Annotated in this window: 17 protein-coding genes; 7 read left to right on the top strand and 10 right to left on the bottom strand. The window is 60.7% G+C overall.

Features of this window, described 5'->3' with window-relative positions; translation table 11 throughout:
* The first annotated feature begins 210 nt into the window (after positions 1-210).
* The 3 genes from M0D69_RS36640 to M0D69_RS36630 all read left to right on the top strand — a co-directional run bounded on the left by M0D69_RS36640 (position 211) and on the right by M0D69_RS36630 (position 4,179).
* Positions 211-3,279, top strand: coding sequence for a transglycosylase domain-containing protein (locus M0D69_RS36640; protein WP_301786713.1), 3,069 nt, complete (start codon positions 211-213; stop codon positions 3,277-3,279).
* A gap of 165 nt (positions 3,280-3,444) precedes the next feature.
* Positions 3,445-3,765 (top strand): hypothetical protein, encoded by a 321-nt coding sequence (locus M0D69_RS36635; RefSeq protein ID WP_301786712.1) that lies wholly within the window; start codon positions 3,445-3,447, stop codon positions 3,763-3,765.
* A 33-nt stretch (positions 3,766-3,798) separates the two neighbouring features.
* Positions 3,799-4,179 carry a VOC family protein gene (locus M0D69_RS36630; RefSeq protein WP_301786711.1) on the top strand — a complete coding sequence of 127 codons (381 nt, stop codon included), beginning with the start codon at positions 3,799-3,801 and terminating at the stop codon, positions 4,177-4,179.
* Between the two features lie 392 nt (positions 4,180-4,571).
* On the opposite strand, the gene M0D69_RS36620 is transcribed toward M0D69_RS36630, so the two are convergent.
* From M0D69_RS36620 to M0D69_RS36580, 9 genes are all read right to left on the bottom strand, one after another.
* A complete protein-coding gene (locus tag M0D69_RS36620) occupies positions 4,572-5,141 on the bottom strand; it encodes a class I SAM-dependent methyltransferase (RefSeq protein WP_301786709.1) in 570 nt (189 codons plus the stop codon).
* Between the two features lie 464 nt (positions 5,142-5,605).
* Positions 5,606-6,445: a BtpA/SgcQ family protein gene (locus M0D69_RS36615; RefSeq protein ID WP_301786708.1), complete on the bottom strand. Its 840-nt coding sequence runs from the start codon at positions 6,443-6,445 to the stop codon at positions 5,606-5,608.
* Between the two features lie 11 nt (positions 6,446-6,456).
* Complete coding sequence (locus tag M0D69_RS36610) at positions 6,457-7,368, bottom strand: ribokinase (RefSeq protein WP_301786707.1); 912 nt, start codon at positions 7,366-7,368, stop codon at positions 6,457-6,459.
* Entirely contained in the window at positions 7,365-8,123 is a 759-nt protein-coding gene (locus M0D69_RS36605; protein WP_301786706.1) for a glutamine amidotransferase, read from the bottom strand. Before M0D69_RS36605 ends, M0D69_RS36610 begins: the two co-directional genes overlap by 4 nt.
* 88 nt (positions 8,124-8,211) lie before the next feature.
* Entirely contained in the window at positions 8,212-9,291 is a 1,080-nt protein-coding gene (locus tag M0D69_RS36600; protein ID WP_301786705.1) for a phosphotriesterase, read from the bottom strand.
* Positions 9,292-9,294: 3 nt separating this feature from the next.
* Positions 9,295-10,296: an ABC transporter permease gene (locus M0D69_RS36595; protein WP_301786704.1), complete on the bottom strand. Its 1,002-nt coding sequence runs from the start codon at positions 10,294-10,296 to the stop codon at positions 9,295-9,297.
* 1 nt (position 10,297) lies between these two features.
* Positions 10,298-11,086 carry an ATP-binding cassette domain-containing protein gene (locus M0D69_RS36590; RefSeq protein WP_301786703.1) on the bottom strand — a complete coding sequence of 263 codons (789 nt, stop codon included), beginning with the start codon at positions 11,084-11,086 and terminating at the stop codon, positions 10,298-10,300.
* A 30-nt stretch (positions 11,087-11,116) separates the two neighbouring features.
* Positions 11,117-12,061: a substrate-binding domain-containing protein gene (locus M0D69_RS36585; protein ID WP_301786702.1), complete on the bottom strand. Its 945-nt coding sequence runs from the start codon at positions 12,059-12,061 to the stop codon at positions 11,117-11,119.
* A gap of 211 nt (positions 12,062-12,272) precedes the next feature.
* Positions 12,273-13,295 (bottom strand): LacI family DNA-binding transcriptional regulator, encoded by a 1,023-nt coding sequence (locus tag M0D69_RS36580; protein ID WP_301786701.1) that lies wholly within the window; start codon positions 13,293-13,295, stop codon positions 12,273-12,275.
* A 255-nt stretch (positions 13,296-13,550) separates the two neighbouring features.
* Between M0D69_RS36580 and M0D69_RS36575 the strand changes: the two genes are divergently transcribed.
* The 4 genes from M0D69_RS36575 (at position 13,551) to M0D69_RS36560 (ending at position 17,498) form a co-directional block, all read left to right on the top strand.
* Positions 13,551-15,182: a tetratricopeptide repeat protein gene (locus M0D69_RS36575; protein WP_301786700.1), complete on the top strand. Its 1,632-nt coding sequence runs from the start codon at positions 13,551-13,553 to the stop codon at positions 15,180-15,182.
* A 222-nt stretch (positions 15,183-15,404) separates the two neighbouring features.
* Positions 15,405-15,806 (top strand): hypothetical protein, encoded by a 402-nt coding sequence (locus M0D69_RS36570; RefSeq protein ID WP_301786699.1) that lies wholly within the window; start codon positions 15,405-15,407, stop codon positions 15,804-15,806.
* Positions 15,807-16,194: 388 nt separating this feature from the next.
* Entirely contained in the window at positions 16,195-16,665 is a 471-nt protein-coding gene (locus M0D69_RS36565) for a ribonuclease (protein ID WP_301786698.1), read from the top strand.
* Between the two features lie 500 nt (positions 16,666-17,165).
* The gene (locus M0D69_RS36560) at positions 17,166-17,498 is read left to right on the top strand and encodes a cupin domain-containing protein (RefSeq protein WP_301786697.1); all 333 of its coding nucleotides are present in this window, start codon (positions 17,166-17,168) and stop codon (positions 17,496-17,498) included.
* Positions 17,499-17,681: 183 nt separating this feature from the next.
* On the opposite strand, the gene M0D69_RS36555 is transcribed toward M0D69_RS36560, so the two are convergent.
* Positions 17,682-18,341, bottom strand: a complete 660-nt coding sequence (locus M0D69_RS36555) for a LysR substrate-binding domain-containing protein (RefSeq protein WP_301786696.1) — start codon at positions 18,339-18,341, stop codon at positions 17,682-17,684.
* Positions 18,342-18,401 lie beyond the last annotated feature (60 nt).

The raw sequence follows: 18,401 nt of genomic DNA, 5'->3' as shown, positions 1-18,401 counted from the left end.
CAGTTTCAAAGGGCACCGACAGTTCTTGATTATCGCGCCATTGCCTGAAAATATTCCTGCGCGCTGACGAAGCGATCCGATTGATGGTGTCGGCGAAATCCAACACAGTCGGGTACGCCCGTACAACGCAGTTACTGCGTTGCGCGCTAGACTATTAACGGTTAACGGGTGCATTTTTCGCCCTTTTGCAGTTATCGGGGAGAGGCCGCCATGAATCGGCCCGTCATTCGATTCCCGCTTCGCACGACTAGTACCGTGTCACTGTGGAAGTGGCTCAAGTGGTCGCTTGCTGCCGCTTTTTTGGTTGCGCTGGTGATCGTGGTGCGCTTCGTTCAAATTGAAATCCAGACCTCCCGGCTGCAAGCGCGCTATCTGTCCGAACTAGGGCGAGATGTCGCTTTCACCCTCGCTGACGGCGCGAGCAATAGCATCCGGTTTCCTGCGAGTGGCCCGTACGATGTGCGTCTCGGTTACGCGCTGGAGCCGTCTTTCGAAGAACGCCTTACTGCACGCGGTTTTGCCGTCGCCTCGCAGGCACGCGATTCCGCCAGGATGTTGGCGCTGGCAGACGATGGGCTGTTCCTACCTTACGACGAAAAGGATCAGGCCGGGCTGCTGCTGCGCGATGCGCGTGGCACACAGCTTTTCAGCGCGCGGTATCCGAATCGGGTCTACGACAGCTTTGACGCGATCCCGCCGGTCATGGTCAACGCGCTGCTTTTCATCGAAGACCGCTACCTGCTCGACGCGAGCCAGCCGAACCGCAATCCGGCAATGGACTGGGGCCGTTTCGGCCGGGCGGTGTTCGATCAGGGCATGCGCGTGGTCGACCGCCATCAGCCGACGCCGGGCGGCAGCACGCTCGCCACGCAGATCGAAAAATTCCGTCACTCGCCGGGCGGCCGCACCGCGACGCCGCCGGAGAAGTTGCGGCAAATCGCTTCGGCGTCCGTGCGGGCCTATCTCGACGGACCGCAGACATTGCCCGCGCGCAAGCAGATCGTGGTGCGCTATCTCAACTCGGTGCCGCTCGCCGCGAAGCCTGGCATCGGCGAAATCAACGGCATCGGCGATGGCCTGGCGGCGTGGTACGGCCGCGACTTCGACGAAGTCAACCGCGTCCTGAATGCACCACCGTCCGTTGAAATGCTCGATGCGCAAGCGCTCGCGTTCAAACAAGCGTTGTCGCTGATGATCGCGCAACGTGCGCCGTCGCGTTTCCTGCGCTCCGGGAACCTTGAACTCGACAGCCTGACAGACAGTTATCTACGGCTCCTGGCTGCCAACGGGATCATTTCGACGTCGCTGCGTGACAGCGCACTCACAGTGCGGCTCGAACTGGATCGCGCACCTGTGGTGCACGCACCGGTATCGTTCGTTACGCGCAAGGCAGTCACCGCGCTACAGGCGCATCTGCTCGCCACGCTCGGTGTATCGAACGTCTACGACCTCGACCGGCTCGACCTGAGCGCAACCGCCACCCTGGATAACAGGGTCCAGGAAGCCGTCAGCGAAAGGCTCGCGAGCGCCGCCACCCGGGAGGGCGCGCAGGCCGCTGGCTTGTACGGTTTCGAAATGCTGCGCACGCAGGACGATCCGTCGAAAATCGCTTATAGCTTTACGCTGTTCGAGCGCCGCGACGGGGCGAACCTCATGCGGGTCCAGACCGACAGCGTGAACCAGCCGTTCGACATCAATCAGGGTGCACGCCTGAACCTCGGCTCGACCGCCAAGCTTCGCACGCTGATCACGTACTTGCAGATCGTCTCCACGCTGCATGCGCGCTACGCGTCGATGAGCGTGGCGCAACTGCACGATGTAAAGCCCGACAAGCAGGATCTGTTGACGCGCTGGGCGCTTGACTACCTGTCGCATGCATCGGATCGCTCGCTGAGCGCGATGCTCGATGCCGCGGTCGAGCGCAAGTATTCGGCTAGTCCCGGCGAGACGTTCTACACCGGCGGTGGCGCGCAGACTTTCAATAACTTCGAAGCGAGCGACAACAGCCGCATCCTCACCGTGCATCGCGCGTTCCAGCATTCGGTGAACCTGGTGTTTGTCCGGCTGATGCGCGACATCGTGCACTACGAGATGGTCCAGTCCGCCGGGCCGACGTCGCAATGGCTCGACGACCCTGCAACACGCCATGCGTATCTCACGCATTTTGCCGATCAGGAAAGCCGCGTGTATATGCATCGTTTCTATGCGAAGTATCGCGGTAAGACACCCGACGCAGCGCTGGCCACCCTGTTGTCCGGCGTGCGCAAGTCGCCGCCGAAGGTCGCGACCGTACTGCGCAGCGTGGCGCCGGATGAACCACAAGCGTGGTTCGACGCGCAAATGCGCGCTGCGCTGAAGCGCACTCCTGCAGCAGGGCTTTCGTCCGACGATCTTTCGAAGCTCTACATGAAGTACAGCATCGGCAAATTCGATTTGAACGATCGGGGTTATATCGCGAGCGTTCATCCGCTCGAACTGTGGACGGTCAATTACCTGCGGGACCATCCGCTAGCGACGGAGATCCAGTTGCAGGACGCGAGCCGCGCAGTGCGCTTTACCGCCTATTCATGGCTCTTCAAGACGCGTTACCACGCGACTCAGGATCGGCGCATCAAGCGCATGGTCGAATTGTATGCTTTTGCCGAAATCGGCAAGTCGTGGCGCGCGCTGGGCTATCCCTTCGCGACGATCACGCCGTCTTACGCAGCGGCGATCGGCGCGTCGGGCGACCGGCCGGTCGCGCTTGCACAGCTCATTGGCACGATTGCGAACGGGGGCAAGACGCTTCCGGTGCAGACATTTTCCGAACTCGAGTTCGGCAAGGGCACGCCCTATGAGACGCATTTCACGCGAGCAGCAACAACCCCGCGCACGGTGTTGTCGCCGGAGATTGTCGATGTGGTGCATGGTTTGTTGCGCGACGTGGTGCTCGGCGGTACGGCGAAGCGTCTTGCGGCCGGCATGACGTTCCCTGACGGACAGATGCTCGACGTCTATGGCAAGACCGGAACGGGCGACCAGCGCTTTAATGTGTTCGCCCGTGGCGCGCGCCTGATCGAGTCGCGCAAGGTCAACCGGAGCGCGACATTCGTCTTCGTGATCGGCGACCGCTTTTTTGGCACGTTGACCGCCAATGTGCACGAGCCCTATGCGGCGCGCTACGGTTACACGAGTGCGCTATCGGTGCAGTTGCTCAAGTCGTTGGCGCCTGCACTGCAACCGCTGCTCCGTGACGATAAGGAATCAGTAATCCAGTCTTCAGCGGCGCGCCGGGAATAACCGATGGAGCCGGGGACCGAGGTCGTGTCGTTACGGCGGCGCTGGATGGATTCGCAGCGGCATCAGGAGTAACGTTGATGCATGGACGAACCTTCCGCTGGTCGCGTGAGCGCGCAGCGTTCCACATAGGCGTTCGATCCGGGAATCAACACAAGGGAGGGCGCTATGCCCGACGAACCTGCTCAATGGCACGTGTTTGAATACGAAGGCTTCGATATCCACGTCCTGCCCCAGTTGAAGCCGACCCCGGAGCATGCGCCGCCGCGCGCAAGCGACCGGTATGTCTACATCGGCCACGTCTGCCGTCACGGCGCGAATGCCGATGCGCCGGGCGAAGCCGTACGCTTTCACTCGGACGGCAACGACGAATTCAAGAGCGCCGACGACGCCGTACAGGACGCGCGGCACATCGGGCGAAGCATTATCGACGGCACGCATCCGGATCTTTCCGTGTTGTCGCTCGTCTCGCATCACCACCACTCGTAATAGCAGCGGCATCGCCACGGAGCGCACCTGCCGATGAATCTGCCCTCTACCGGAACCGAGCCGGAGATCGAAGGCCTGAGCGCCGTGACGTTCTCGACGCGCGACATGCGGCGCGCTGTGCGCTTTTACCAGGCGCTCGGTTTTTCGCTATTGCACGGCGGCGAAAACGAAGCGTTCACTTCATTCGCACTGGGCAGGTCGTTTCTCAACCTGACGACGGAAACTCACGGCCCGATCAGCTGGTGGGGCCGGGTGATCATCTATGTCTCGGACGTTGACGCGATGTACCACAAAGCACTCGCGGCCGGTATCACGCCGGCGTTCACGCCGCGCGATGCGCCCTGGAACGAACGCTATTTCCACGTCAGCGACCCTGACGGACACGAACTCAGCTTCGCCCGGCCATTGAGCTGAGGACGCGATTCCGTACTTACCGCCTTGTATTTGTCACAAGCTTAGGCTATCTTCAAAACACTGTATATATATACAGGTATGGAGGTCGCTATGGAACGGTGGGTGCGAGTTCAAAACGAGCGGGATCGTCAGGTGCTGGCGTGGTTGCGTGGCCAGGTTGGCGATGCGGCGATTATCGCTGCCGCGCAAAGCTGTGCCGGGCCGGGCATAAAGCCGTATCTGTCTGCGGTCTGTCGTGCGCTTCACGTGACGCCGCCGAGATACGCCGTCATCCGAACCGGCGCCGGTGAGGTCGGAGAGAGGCATCTGGTGAGCATTTACCAGATTCTGCGTGGGCCGCGGTCCGCCGGCCACGCTGCCCAATGACGCAGCGGAGGCCGTGGCCTGTCGGCTTACCGCTTGATGGCAAGCGCACAGAACGCCCCCTCTGTTTCGACCACCCTTGCGTTGACGAAGCCCGCGACTGTGAGCCTTTCAACCAGCCTGCTTTGCGTCTGTCCCGAATGGGCGGTGAAGCCCAGCGCAATCGTGGCGCCCGGTTTCATTACACGCCAGATCTCCGCGATGCCGGCGGTGGCATCCGGCCACATTTGCATCGAATTGATCGACAACACCTTGTCGAATGTATTGTTCTCGAAAGGGAGGCGGTCCGCGGTGCCAATTCGCAGATCGACCTGGCCGCTTTCGAGCGCTTGAGCATTGCGAACGGCGGCTTGACTCAACATCTCCAGAGACGGATCGATGCCGGCAACGTAGTTCGCGGACTGCGCCAGAAGCTCAATGCCAACCCCTGGGCCAAAGCCCACTTCGCATACGCGATCGTTTCCATGAATTTCCAGCAGGCCGATTACCCAGGCCGCGTACGGCTGGTTCATCCTGGCCATCATCGCGCCCCCTAGCCGGCCGAGGATACCGCTTGGACGGCCGAACGCCTGTATCAAAACGCTGTTGAAAGCGCTCACTGTGCTCTCCCCATGCTGTATTGCGAGATTAACGTTTTGCGCACGACCGCCTGCCGCCGCGCGTCACAATCAAGGTCAGTTAATCCAGCAGTGTTTAATAAGTTCTATCTTCCTCGTGCGGCATCCGCTGCGCACTGGAACAGCATCACAGAAGCAACCTGCCGTACGCTCGAACGTCCTCAGGCGGTCGTTCGTATCGGTGGCAACAATTCGCGTCTGGCAGTGCCATGTTCATCGCCCTTTGCTTAGGGCATCCTTAAGGAGGGATCGACGCACAAACAACCGCTCTTGCTTATGGTTTTAATTCACGGTGCTTACGGCTTGAAAGCGAACTTCATCGATAGAAGTATCGTGGCAATTTCGGCGCGACGGTAATGGTTCCCGGTTGCACCGGAATGCCGTTGATCATTGGACAAGCGGACGCTTAAGAGGTCGACGGCGAGCCCACGGCCAATGCAAACCGCCTAACGCGCTGCCTGCATGAAGCTGCGCACCTTGGCCTCGTCGACGGGATTCCACCACACGCCCCCCACCTTCAACGAACTCGCAACAATCACGCCGTCGACCACCGACAGGATTTCCGCGATGTTGCGCTCGGTGCAACCGCTGCCAACCAGCAACGGCAACGTCGTCGCGTTCCTGATCTGCCGCAAATAGTCCGTGCTGGCGGCGTCGCCCGTGCGCTGGCCCGTGGCGATGATCGCGTCGGCATCGAAGAACTCGACATCGCGCACCAGTTCATCCAGCGAACGATCCGACACGATCGCGTGCGCGCCGTGCTTGACGTGGGCGTCTGCGAAAATGTGGATGCCGTCGGCACGCAGCTTTGCTCGATAACGCAAAGCGACCGCCGCCGCACCTTCTATCAGGCCCTCGTTTGCGACATATGCGTTGGCCCACTGGTTCACGCGCACGAACGCCGCGTTGCTCGCTGCCGCGATCGCAAGCGCGGGGAGCGCTGCGTTTGCAAGCACATTGATGCCGATCGGCAAGCCGGTTTCCCGGGCAATCCGGTCGGCGGTGACCGACATGAACGCCGACGTCTCCGGACCAATATCGTCCGGCTTCGAAAACGGTACATCGCCATGATTTTCGACGATCAGGCCATCGACGCCGCCTTTCGCGTACGCCACCGCATCGGCGAGCGCGGCGTTATACATCGCCTCGCTCGACGCCCCTTGATAACGTGGCGACCCGGGAAACGCAGGGCAGTGGATCACACCGATCACCACGCCGCGCGGGCGTCCAAAAATTTGCTGGACGCAATCGGTGCGTCCACGTCCTACACCAGATGAAGTTTCCATATCGATTGAATTCAGGTTAGAGAGTCGAAGAGTGCGCACAATTCGGCGCGGCTCGGGAAAGCGGCTTGCGTGCCGTTTCTCGTGACGGAGAACGCAGCGGTGGCTTGCGCCCGCTGCAAGGCGGCTGTCATGGCAATGCCCTGTGCGAGTGCCGCGAGGAGGGCGCCGCAGAATGCGTCGCCAGCGCCAACGGTGTCGATGGCATTGGCGGGCATGGCCGGAATCAGTGTCGTGTGTCCTGCGTTGCACCAGAGCACGCCCTGGGAACCGAGTGTGACGACAACATCGCCTGCGCCCGATGCCTGAAGCGAGCATGCGGCTTTCTCTGGATCCTCTAGCAGGCTCAGCGCTGCCGCCTCGACGCGATTCACCACGAGAACGTCCACGTCGTTCAGCATTGGGCGGCAATCGAAACATACCGGTCCGGGATTGAGCAAGGTGCGACGCCGGCCCGACCGGGCCCGATGCAAAAGACTGGCTGTGACGGCTTCGCTCAGATTGCCCTGCATGGCTATCCAGTCGGCGCTGCGGGTTGCATCGAGTACCGCGCCCGGTGAGGGCGCATAGCTGGCCGCGGCCTCGTTGCGAGTCACAATAGTGTTCTCGCCGCGCTGGTCGACCGTCACGATGGACATATCCGTCGCACACGGCAAGCGGGCGATATGGCGTGTATCGATACCTTCTTCCATGAGCCGCGCCAGGAAACGTTCGCCATCCTCATCGTTGCCGAGTGCTGCGAATAACTGTACCTGGGCGCCGGCGCGTTGCGCCATCACCGCCTGGTTTGCGCCCTTGCCGCCGAAGTCACGCAACGTATTGGTGGCAAGCGATGTCTCGCCTGCCAGCGGCAGGCGCTCGACCCGAAAGACCAGGTCGATTGCCGCATTGCCGATCACGCAAACGCGCGCTTCATTGGCGTTCATTGTTCACTCGAGGTCAACCAGTCGAGGCAGTTCGTCCATAACCGCGCGTTGCCTTCCCAGGCGGAGAACTCCGGCGGCAACCAGTGACTCGACATGTCGCTGGTCCACGCAAGCGTGCGTCCACGGCCATGTGTGCCCGCGACGAGCAACGGGTGGCCGGTCTCGGGGACGGTCGCGATCAGCGTCGCGCCGGGTTTCAACTGCACTTCGTTATAACCAAGCAAGTGCGGCCACTGCGTTCCAAGCCCTTCGACTACGGGGTGCGAAGCGACCACGTTCGCATTGAACCCTTCCGGAACCTCGACACGGTCGTCGTAAGGCAGGCATGTGACAGGCATCACTTCCTCCACGGGCGTATTGCGAAACCGCGCACTGCCGTTGATGCCCTGGAAGCTCAGGTAACCTCCGATCATCATCAGCCCGCGTCCGGCCTCGACATACTCTCGCAACAGCTTGAGACGGTTCGGCGTGCGCTGGCTTTTGACCCACGTATCCGGATGAAGCAACAAGGTATTCGCGCCGATGTCCGAGAGAATGATCGCGTCATAAGCGAGCAATCCGTCGAGCGTGGAGGGAAAAGCTTCCTGCGCTTCGTGACTTGGCATGTGGGTGATTACGTAGTCGCTGTCCTTGAAGATATTGAGGAAGATCGTGGCGCCATTGTGATAGGTCACGGTCGGAAACTGGTCGAAGCCCTTGATGTGCGTCGACATGCTCGTCCAGCTCTCTCCGGCGAGCAAAACAGATTTGGTCATGCGTGTGCTCCTGAAGCGCGCGGCGGGCCGTGTCGGCGGCGCGCGGCGCAAGGTGGAACCGGTTCACTTCGTTATGTGAGAAATATCGTCATCTGCTCGAGAAAACTCGCACCGGGTTCGCGGTCATCATCGTTTCGATCTGCTCGTTAGTCACACCGTGACGACGCAGACGAGGCACGAAGTACTTGAGGATGTAGCCGTAACCGTGGCCGCCAAAACGCGTCAGCATGATCTTCATGAACACATCTTGCGACATGAGGATCCGGTCGACAAAACCCGCATCGATCAGTGCCTTGATCGCGCGTGCGTTTTCTTCGTCGGAGGGCGATTGCGCGTTTTCATCGGCGTAGAAGTACTCCATGCCGATCATGTCGTATTCGAGCCAGGCGCCGCGTTTGGCAAGCGTGTGCTGATATTCGACGTCCATGTGGCTCGGGTTCATGTGACACAGCACGGTGTGATTCAGGTCCGCGCCTTCCTCCTGAACGATGTCGAGCACGCGATGCCCATGCCGCACCCAGCCGGGCAGGTGTACGGATAAAGGCGCATGCGTCGCGGCACTGGCTCGCGCGGCCGCGCGCAGCGACTTCTCTTCGTTCGCGGTGAACGCTGCCGAGACGCCGATCTCGCCGATCATTCCCGCAATGACATCAGGCTTTTCATCGGCGCCGCCGACGTCGAAAATCAGTTGTGCAGCCAGTTCGTCGATCGATTTGTGTTTCACATAGTCGGGATGCGAAGGTTCGAGATAAAACCCCGTCGACATCACAATATTCAGTCCCGTACGGCGCGAGATCCGTTGCAGCGCGGCAGGGTCGCGGCCAATGCCGAGGTTGGTCGGGTCGACCACGGTATTGCCGCCCAGCTCGCGGAAGCGCATCAGTTCTTCAACGGCTACGTCGGCATCGAACAGTTGGCAATTGTCGCGGTTCATCAGCGGATTCATCCGCAGCGCGCCAAGAATGCCGATATGAACTTTCTGCTCGCCGATAAACCGGTCGCTGCAACAACTGGGCGGCACCCATTTTCCGGAAGCATCCAGCAGGATGTGTTCATGCATCAGCGTCACGCCCATCTTCGCGACGGGCAGCGGTCCGAGGACGGTCATCACGTGGCCGCTGCCAACGCCTATCGGCAGCGGCGAGTCGCGGCGGAAGATCGAACTCATCGCTTAACCTTTCTTGCGCCGTTGCGGCGAGAAGATGCGCGTGTTGAGCCATATCGCGAGCAGCATGATGGCGCCCTGGATGATCTGCGTATAAAACGGCGAGACGTTGATCAGGATCAGCCCGTTGCCGAGCACGGCGATGGTCAGCGCACCCAGCAAGGTGCCAAGGATCGTTCCCCGGCCGCCAAAGAGATCGGTACTGCCGAGGACTACAGCAGCGATCACCGCGAGTTCAAAACCGACGCCCTGATTCGACGATCCGCTGCCAAGCCGCGCGGTTGTGATGAGCCCGGCCAGACCTGCCGCCGCGCCGCTAAGGACATAAACCTTGAGCGTGACGCCGCGCACGTCGACACCCGCTCGCCGCACACCTTCCGCATTCGTGCCAATGCCGGTCACATAGCGCCCGAATCGCGTATGCCGGAGCGTCACCCATCCGGCAAGCAGCGTAAGGATTGCTATGACCGCAGGCGTTGGCATGCCCAGCAGCCGGCCGCGGCCAAGCTCGACGAACCATCCATCGTTTTCGATCGGCACTGAAAAACCCTGCGTGATCAGCAGCGCGATGCCGCGCACGACCGATAGCGTGCCAAGCGTCACGATGAACGCTGGCATTCCCGCGAACGCGATGAAGTAGCCGTTGATCGCGCCGATCAGCGCGCCAAGCGAGAGCCCGCCGGCCAGCACGACGATACCCGGCACGCCCGCTCGCAACGCGATGGCCGAGAGCGCACCCACGAGCGCGAGCGTTGAGCCGATCGACAAGTCGATGCCGCCCGTTGTGATGACGAGCGTCATCGTTGTCGCGACGATCAGGAGCGGCGCGCTTTGACGAAGTACGTTAAGGAGATTGCCGGCGGTGAGGAACGTGTGCGTGGTGAGCGCGAAGGCGAGAGCGCAGACGATGAAGAACGCCGCGATGCTGGCCACGCCCGCATTGCGGCCGAGCAAATGTCGGAGTGGCAGGCGCGGCGCCTTGGACTTGTCGTGCATGGCGAGTTCCATGTCAATCCTCCGCAAGCGCACGTGCCGAGCGCGCGCTGAACTTGTGGCCTACGATCAGATCGACGATCTCCTCCAGGTTCGTTTCACCGATCTTCCGGTCCGCGACGTTCTGTCCTTCGTACATCACGCTGATGCGGTCGCACACGAGGAAAAGGTCTTGCAGGCGATGGCTGATCAGGATCACGCTGACGCCGCGCGCGCTGATCGTGCGCACGAGTTCGAGCACCGCTTCGACTTCGGCGACGGCCAGCGCGGCCGTGGGTTCATCCATGATCAGCACTTTCGGATCAAACGATACCGCTCGCGAAATCGCGATGGCCTGACGTTGCCCGCCCGACAGATTCTCCACGTCAAGCTTCGTGCTCGGGATGCGAATGCCGAGGTTGTTCAGCATGTCGCGGGCATCGTGATGCATCTTGCGATGATCGAGCACCTGTACGCCGCAGACACGCCGCATGGGTTCGCGGCCGAGGAAGAGGTTGCCGGCCACATCGACCGTATTGCACAGCGACAGGTCCTGATAAACCATCTCGATGTGATGCGTGCGGGCATCGCCCGGGTCCGCGAACTGGACCGGCTTACCGTCGATCTCGATGCTGCCGGCGTCCGGTATCACCGCGCCCGACAGCACCTTCGAGACCGTCGACTTGCCCGCGCCGTTGTCGCCGACGAGCCCGAGCACTTCACCCGGCATCACGTGCAGGTCGACGCCGCGCAGCGACTGCACGGCGCCGTAGTTTTTGGTGATGTTTTGCATGCGCACGCGCGGCGTTGCAGCATCGTTTTGCATAGCGGTTCTCCCGGCAACGTGGCGGTGGGCTTACTTAAAGACGGCCCGGTATTTGCCGACGTTCGCCTTGGTCACGATCGTCACCGGCACCGAGATGTTTTTCTCGACCGGCTGCTTGTTGATGAGCTTCATGGCGGCATTGACTGCAGCTCGGCCTTCGCCCTCCGGGTCCTGCTGCACCACGGCTGTCACAAAGCCCGCGTCGATGCCCTTGATAGCTTGCGCGCTCAAGTCCCAGCCGACAATCTTCACGCGCCCCGTAGCGTCCTGAGCCGACGTTGCCGCGACCAGACCGATCAGCGCGGGTTCACCGGTTGCGTACACGATCTGCAGATCCGGATGGGCGGAAATCAGGTTCTCGGCGGCGGTTTGTGCCTGGTCCTGCACGTTTTGTCCATCGACGGTGGCGACGATCTTCGCGCCCGGCACGGTCGCGATGCCCGCCTTGAAGCCATCCAGACGCACGTTCTGGATGAACGAATTCAGCGCGCCCACCACGCCGATGTTCGCCTTCCCGCCAAGATTCGTCTTGATGTAGTTCGCCGTGTATTTGCCGATATCTTCGCCGACCTTCTTGTTGTCGACACCGACCTGCACCGAGTTGTCGCCGTCGACAATGGCGTCGATGGTCACCACCGGAATGCCCGCTTTCTTGGCTTCGGAGATAGCGGGTTTGATGCCGTTCACATCGATGGCGACCACCAGGATGGCATCGACTTTCTGCTGGATATACGTTTCGATCGCGTTGTTTTGCGCGCTCGGGTCGTTGTTCGAGTTGAAGATGGCCAGCTCGACGCCGGCTGCTTTTGCGGCCGCCTGGGCGCCCTGATCCATCTGCGTGAAGAAGAGCGCCTCCTGGTTGATCTGGACCATGGCGATCTTCTTGCCGGCCGCGGCGGCGGTGCCTGCGACGGCAAGTAACGCCGCGCTCAGCAATACGGCGGTCATGCGGCGGAAATGCAATGCTGCGCTCATTGGAATCCCTTTTCTGGTTGGTCCGGACGCTGTTCGTGCGGTCCATTAAAGCCGCGCGACCGGTGATTAAAGGAAGACTTCATGGGCGCAACCGACATTGCGCCGCTCGCTTGTAAACCGGTTTATAAAAAATTAATCCGCGAGTATTGGGCTGTCAACCGTTTCAAAAAAAGATACGGGAAAATACGGAGAGGAGGGATTGCAGGTGGGTCTATGAACCGGCGCGAGGCGGCCCCACCGACGCCCGTTCGATCAGCTCGACCGGCAGGCGGCGCACGGTCGGTGGAGAGGCGGCCTGTCCCGTCAGCATGGCGACCAGGAGGGCGACGCCGGTGCGGCCAAGCTCTGCCGCTGACTGACGCACCGTGGTGATCGGTGGCATCAGGAGGCTGGCGAATTCCATGTCGTCGAAGCCGACAATCGACATGTAGCCGGGCACGTCCAGCGCGTGCTCGCGCAGTGCATCGAGCACGCCGACCGCGATGTAGTCGCTGGTGGCGAACAGTGCGGTGGGCGGGTGGGCGCCCGCGATCAGCTCGGCGCCGGCCGCGCGCCCGAAGCTGCGGTCGTAGGAGCCGAAGTGCACGAGTCCGGAGTCGAAGGGAACCTGTGCCTCGGCAAGCGCCCGCCGATAGCCCTCCAGCCGTTCCCGCACGGTGAACAGCGCTTCGGGGCCGGTCACGTGCGCGATCCGCCGATGCCCCGCGTCGAGCAGATGGCGTGTCGCCAGATAACCGCCCTCGACGTTGTCGACGAACACCTTCGGCACGTCGGCGCCCGGCACGTCCTCATCCACCAGCACGATGTTGGCGCGCTCGCCCATCAGGCTGCGCAGCGAGCCGTCGTCCGGGCGATTGGTCGCGAAGATCAGGCCGTCGAGGTGACGCGTATCGAGCCAGCGCAGATAAAGCGCTTCGCGCTCGAGCTTGTTGCGCGTGATGCAAAGCGCGAGACCGTAGCCGCTTTCGGAAGCGGCTTCCTCGACGGCATCCGCAAGCTCGGCAAAGAACGGATTGGCGACCTCCGGCATGGCCAGGCCGATGGTCTCGCTGCTGCCGAGACTCAGGCGCCGGGCCAGACTATTTTGGCGATAGTTGAGTGCGACGACGGCGTCGTCGACGCGCTTGGCGGTTTCCGGCGGCAGCACTAGGCTACCGTTCAGGTAACGCGAAACGGTTGCCTTCGACACATCGGCTAGTTCGGCGACATCGCGAATCGTGGGTACTTTTGCCACTTGAGGATTCCCCGTTGGACTGGGGCGTAGTGTAACGCGCGGGATTTAGCGGCAGCTTCGCACACCCCGCCGCATACACACGAGGCCCTTCCAATGCAGGGTTACGTCGTTGTGCGAGAGATCGGAGAATCTTGCTAACGAGCCATTCTTGCAGTGCGCCAGGCAGCCAGCATCGAAACGGTCCGCGGCGCTTCGGTCACACCCTTTGTAACCCAATCGACGGTGCATCGCTCGGGCGACCTTGAGGAGGCCTCCATGGATCAACACGCTCATTTCACGCATCGTGTGTATCGGCCTGTTTCCCGGCGGAGGCTGTCGGAACACACAAACTATCAGGGCGAAGGCCAGGCTCGCGCGGCGGCGCAGAACCTCCATGTGGACAATGTGCTGGCCGCTGCAATGCTTCGCGCAATCCGGCAAGCAAATTCCATTGCAGAACCTGGGAGCGAGCCGGCCTGTACATCGAGGTTTCAAAAATACTGGTTGTCGGTCAGGCGTCTGGCAACCCGTGGGGTCGATTGGATGGACAAGGCGCAGAAGATCGTCATCGCGATGATCGTTCTGGCCGTCGCCGTGTTTGGGTTTATCTATGGATACATGGGCTGGCGCCCGGTCACGATCATCGATGCCATTGCGACTCCGGATGACTTCGGTAAAAAGGGTTTCACCGCGGCCACCACGCAACGGAAGTTCGAGGAAAACCTGACGGCCATACTGGACTCGGCATCCTCCGTCATGCCCACTGAAATACATGAGCAAATGCAGGAGGGCGGTCAGCAGGACGTACATCTCGAGATACCCGGTGCCGGTATTTCCTTGCAAGAGACCCTGGCGGCTGCGAAAGCGCTGTTCAATCGCGACGGCCGCATTTCGGCGGAGATGGTCGTGGAGGGAAACACGCTGGTGCTGTCCGGCCGGGCCATGCGCCCCGGCGGAGCGACCAAGCCGTTTCAGGCGACGAGCCCGACTGACAGCATTGACGAAGTCATTGCAAAGGGCGCGGCGGCTGCGTTGAGCATCTACAGTCCTTATGTCCTGGCGTCGGCAACGCTCGACAAAGCGCAGAAGGCTTGCGACAAGGGCGCCTGCAGTTTCGATGCCGCAAAGTCGGACTTTCAACATATGCTCGAAAGCGACTCCGCCGATGACAGGAAGTTTGCGCCTTGGGCACACTTGGGTTTGTCGAAGATCGCAGAAGATGAGGCGGATTATCAGAACGAGATCGAGCACGCGCGCGCAGCGACCCAGCTAAGTCCGCACTTTTCGTGGGCCAATTACAACTGGGCGGTGGCTTTGGAACATCTTCAATGTTTCCCGCAGGCGGAGGAGAAGTATCGCGAGGTGGTCAAGTACAACGACAGATACGCGGCTGGCCACAACTCGCTTGGACGTCTTATTCTGGCCTCGGCTGAGGCCGCCCCCGCCCCTGCCCAGCTTGAACGCTCAAGCCTTGCCACGCGGACTGAACGTGCGCATGAGGCAGAGGTTCAATTTCTTGCTGCGACATCGCGAGACCCGCAATACTCCGAGGCCTTCGTGAACTACGGCGTCGCGCTTCTTTTGCAGGAGCGATACGCACAGGCGTTGAAAGCGCTGCGCCGGGCGACGGTCATCGACCCGGAGCATGCAGGTCGGGCGTTTTCTAAAATAGCTGTCGTTGCAGATATCCGGAAGCAGCCTGATATGGCTGCCGTTGCGAGGAAGAAGGCCGAGCTTGCCGATAAGCATAACGCCTCGTGCCGCAGCAACGACGCACCCAGTGAGCGGGCGTTGCACGGTTGCAGTGATCTGCCGCCGATCACAGGTAGCGAATCTACGATGGTTCGAATCTCGGCGAAACCCCATTTCGATGCCGTGGATTGCCAGAAGCTGGGGGCCGACAACTGATTTTCACGGAGCGCGCCTCATGGCCCTGATGCTTTTCGCGGGCGGCGGCCGTCCGATCGCGGTGTAGTATTTCACCATGACCATGTTATTACCCGGCGTCGACGGTGTGCAGATTTAACGCATCCATGACAAGGACAGCAAACTGGTTAAAAGATTGGAAGCTGCTCCGGCGATACATATGATGCGCCGGCCGTTAAAAAGGGCATTGATCGGAAATACGTCATGTCAGTTGAGTGGAAGCGCCGCTTACGGCTGTTTATCCAGCGTTTCTGGCAGCCGACCAGTGCGTGCATGACCTGCATGCCGGGGAGTTGGGGCAATATTATGAGCCTTGGCCACTGGACGATTGCATTCCATACAGGTCTGCTCACCGGACTCCTGGTTGTACTTTTGACTTTCACGCCTGCGGCGAAGTTCTACGCGAATCGATACGGCAATTCGCTGGTCGTCGGCATCCTGACAACGGTAGGCGACGCCTATTCCCATGCGAGTCACTACCGCATTCCCTACGTCGAGCACATCGTAACGGGTGCTATTGCAGGTCTCTTGGCGCTGGCTGCCTCATATCTCTTCGAAGACCACGCGCGACGTCTTCGGACAGCATGGGTTCGGGTTTTCGGATAACTTATCCGTTGACTCTCTGCGCCTCTCGTCGAGGCGAAAGAGGCTCTCCGGTTTGGCCGCGCATCATTGCCGGGAAACCTTTTGAATGTCCGATATCGATCACCACGACTGTCTCGTGTGGGTCGATTGATGCTCTAGACGCGGCCGAGGGAGCAATGCATCTTTCAAGGCTTCATCGTATAAGTTTTCGAAGCAACTCGACGATAAAACGAGCCTCACCGCAATCTGCTTGATCCGCCTACTTCTCGAACGCCGAGAACCGCGCATCGGCCTGGTTGTTGAGTAAAAAATTCCTATGTCCGCCGAACATTGATCCGCTCTGCCGTTAGCGATACCCTTAAATCGTTCGTAATCGTCGAATGCTGGTCAACCCGGAGACAACCGTATCGTGAAGCGAGCGTGGGCTTTTTCCTGCATCCTCGCCTTGAGCGCTATCCTCGGCGGATGCGGCAAGGACGGATCGCGAAACGCTACTCAGGAACCGGGCGCATCCGCGAGTCAGGCACCGGTTCAGCTTGGGCTGGCCGCGAGCGACACATCCGCCGCATCGGGCGCGCAAGGGCGGAGCGCGCTGGCCGCCGTCACTAAGGCGCAGTTGCCGGGGGAAGCAGCCGAAACACTGCGTCTGATCAAAGCGGGCGGCCCTTTCCCTTTTGGCGAGGACGGCGTCTTGTTCCGCAACAGCGCGGTATTGCTGCCGCAGCATCCGCGCGGCTATTACCACGCATACACAGTTCGCACGCCTGGCTCGGCGGATCGCGGGCAGCGCCGCATCGTATGTGGTGGACCGCGCAGGCAGACCGGCGACTGCTACTACACCGACGATTACTACGCCAGTTTCAAACGCATTGCACAATAACTTGAGCCAATTAAAAACGCCCCGGGCCTCCTATAAAGCAGACGTCGGGGCGTTGTGTTTTCAGAGACCGTGCCGCGGTGGCACGATCAGTGGCGTTTGCCTTAGCCGCGAGCTGACATCTGCTGCGATGGTGTCGCGAGCGACAGGTAAGAGGCAGTCGACCCGCATGAGCGAATGTCCGTTGAACCATGGAAACGGCTGTTGCTTTCGCGGTGGCCCGAATGACGGCAAGGGGTCGATTTCTGCCCGACGCGGACCGATCAATGGCGTCCCACTCCGCCAGTTCAACGTCGGACCGGGTTCGGCCATCTCCGGTCGTCCGATTGATTGAAAGCGCGGTCACTGCAATGGCTCATTTGCTTCTGACATCGGCCAGTGGTCTTTACTGATTCTTGTGCGCTACAGTTGCAGTGCGTATCCATCCGGCGATCAGCGAGCTGCTTCCGACGCTGCTCGACGGTCTTGCGCGTGTGAAGTGAAAGTTGACGTGAGGTCAAGCCATGCAGCTTCAATCGGGTAACCTGTTCAGCTTCGAAGCGAAGCGCGGCGGCGAAGAGCGCATCGACATGCTCATCACGGGGCAGCGCCTGAACGTGGAGCGGATTGTATCCATGGGACACACGAGTCCCGAAGGGTTCTGGTACGACGACTCGCGCGCCGAATGGGTTCTACTGCTGTCGGGCGCGGCCGTGCTCGAGTTCGAAGAGGACTCGACGCTGCACGACATGCGTCCCGGCGACTACGTGCTGATCGAGCCGCATTGCCGGCATCGCGTTGCGTGGACGCATGCCAAAGAGCAAACCGTCTGGCTTGCGATCTACCACGAACGCTGAATCGAGCGCCGATTCATACGCCGCATTTGACCATCGTCGAGAGTTCAGACAGCCGAGGTGTTGTCCAGTGCCGCAGTTAGTGAAAGCTGGATCTCTGATTTCGCTCGGCTTTCAAACCGCAGTGTCACGGTAGAGACGTACGCGTGACGCAGAAAGTGAAATGCCGCTCGCCGATAGCCCTTCTTAGCCGAAACGCTCCAATAGGAAATCAATGATGCTGCGCAACTTCGCCGTGGGTCGGCGATCCTGCGCGTAGATCAAATGCATTGGCGTGTGCATATACGACCAGGCCGGCAGTACGGGGACCAAACGACCGGCAGCAACATCGTCGGCCAAAGACGCTTCGGGCTGAAGGACGATGCCGGCACCGTGCAATGCGGCAACGCGCAAAGCGCTACCTTGGTTCGAGCTGAATCGGCCTTTTACCGGCACTTCACAAGATTCGCCATCAGGTCCACTTAGGTGCCAGCGATCGTGGTGTCTCCAGTACGACAAGCCCAAGCAGATATGCGAACTCAACTGCTGGGGGTGGTCGGGTTGCCCATGCCGGGCTAGATAGGCCGGTGCTGCAGCCAGTATCCTGCGATAGGGCTGCAGCGGCCGTGCGACCAATCCGTCGTTGTCTATTGCGCCGATGTGGATGCCCAGTTCGTAACCTTCGTCGATCAGGTCAGGTACGCGATTGTCGAGTGTCAGTTCGACGCTGACCTCAGGATGGCGATCCAGGTAGTCAGTCAATACGGGCACAAGGCTCTGGCTACCAAAGCTAACCGGCGCAACCAACCTGACCCGACCGCGTGGGCTGGCCTGCAACTCCGACGCGCTGGCCTCGGCAAGCTCCACTTCCGCTAGTGTGGTGCGTCACAAATAATGCAACTTAATCGCGATCTGCGAGTCTCCTTT

This window comes from Caballeronia sp. SEWSISQ10-4 2 (genome assembly GCF_030464885.1).
GTDB lineage: Bacteria > Pseudomonadota > Gammaproteobacteria > Burkholderiales > Burkholderiaceae > Caballeronia.
This window is presented reverse-complemented; position numbering and strand designations above follow the sequence as displayed.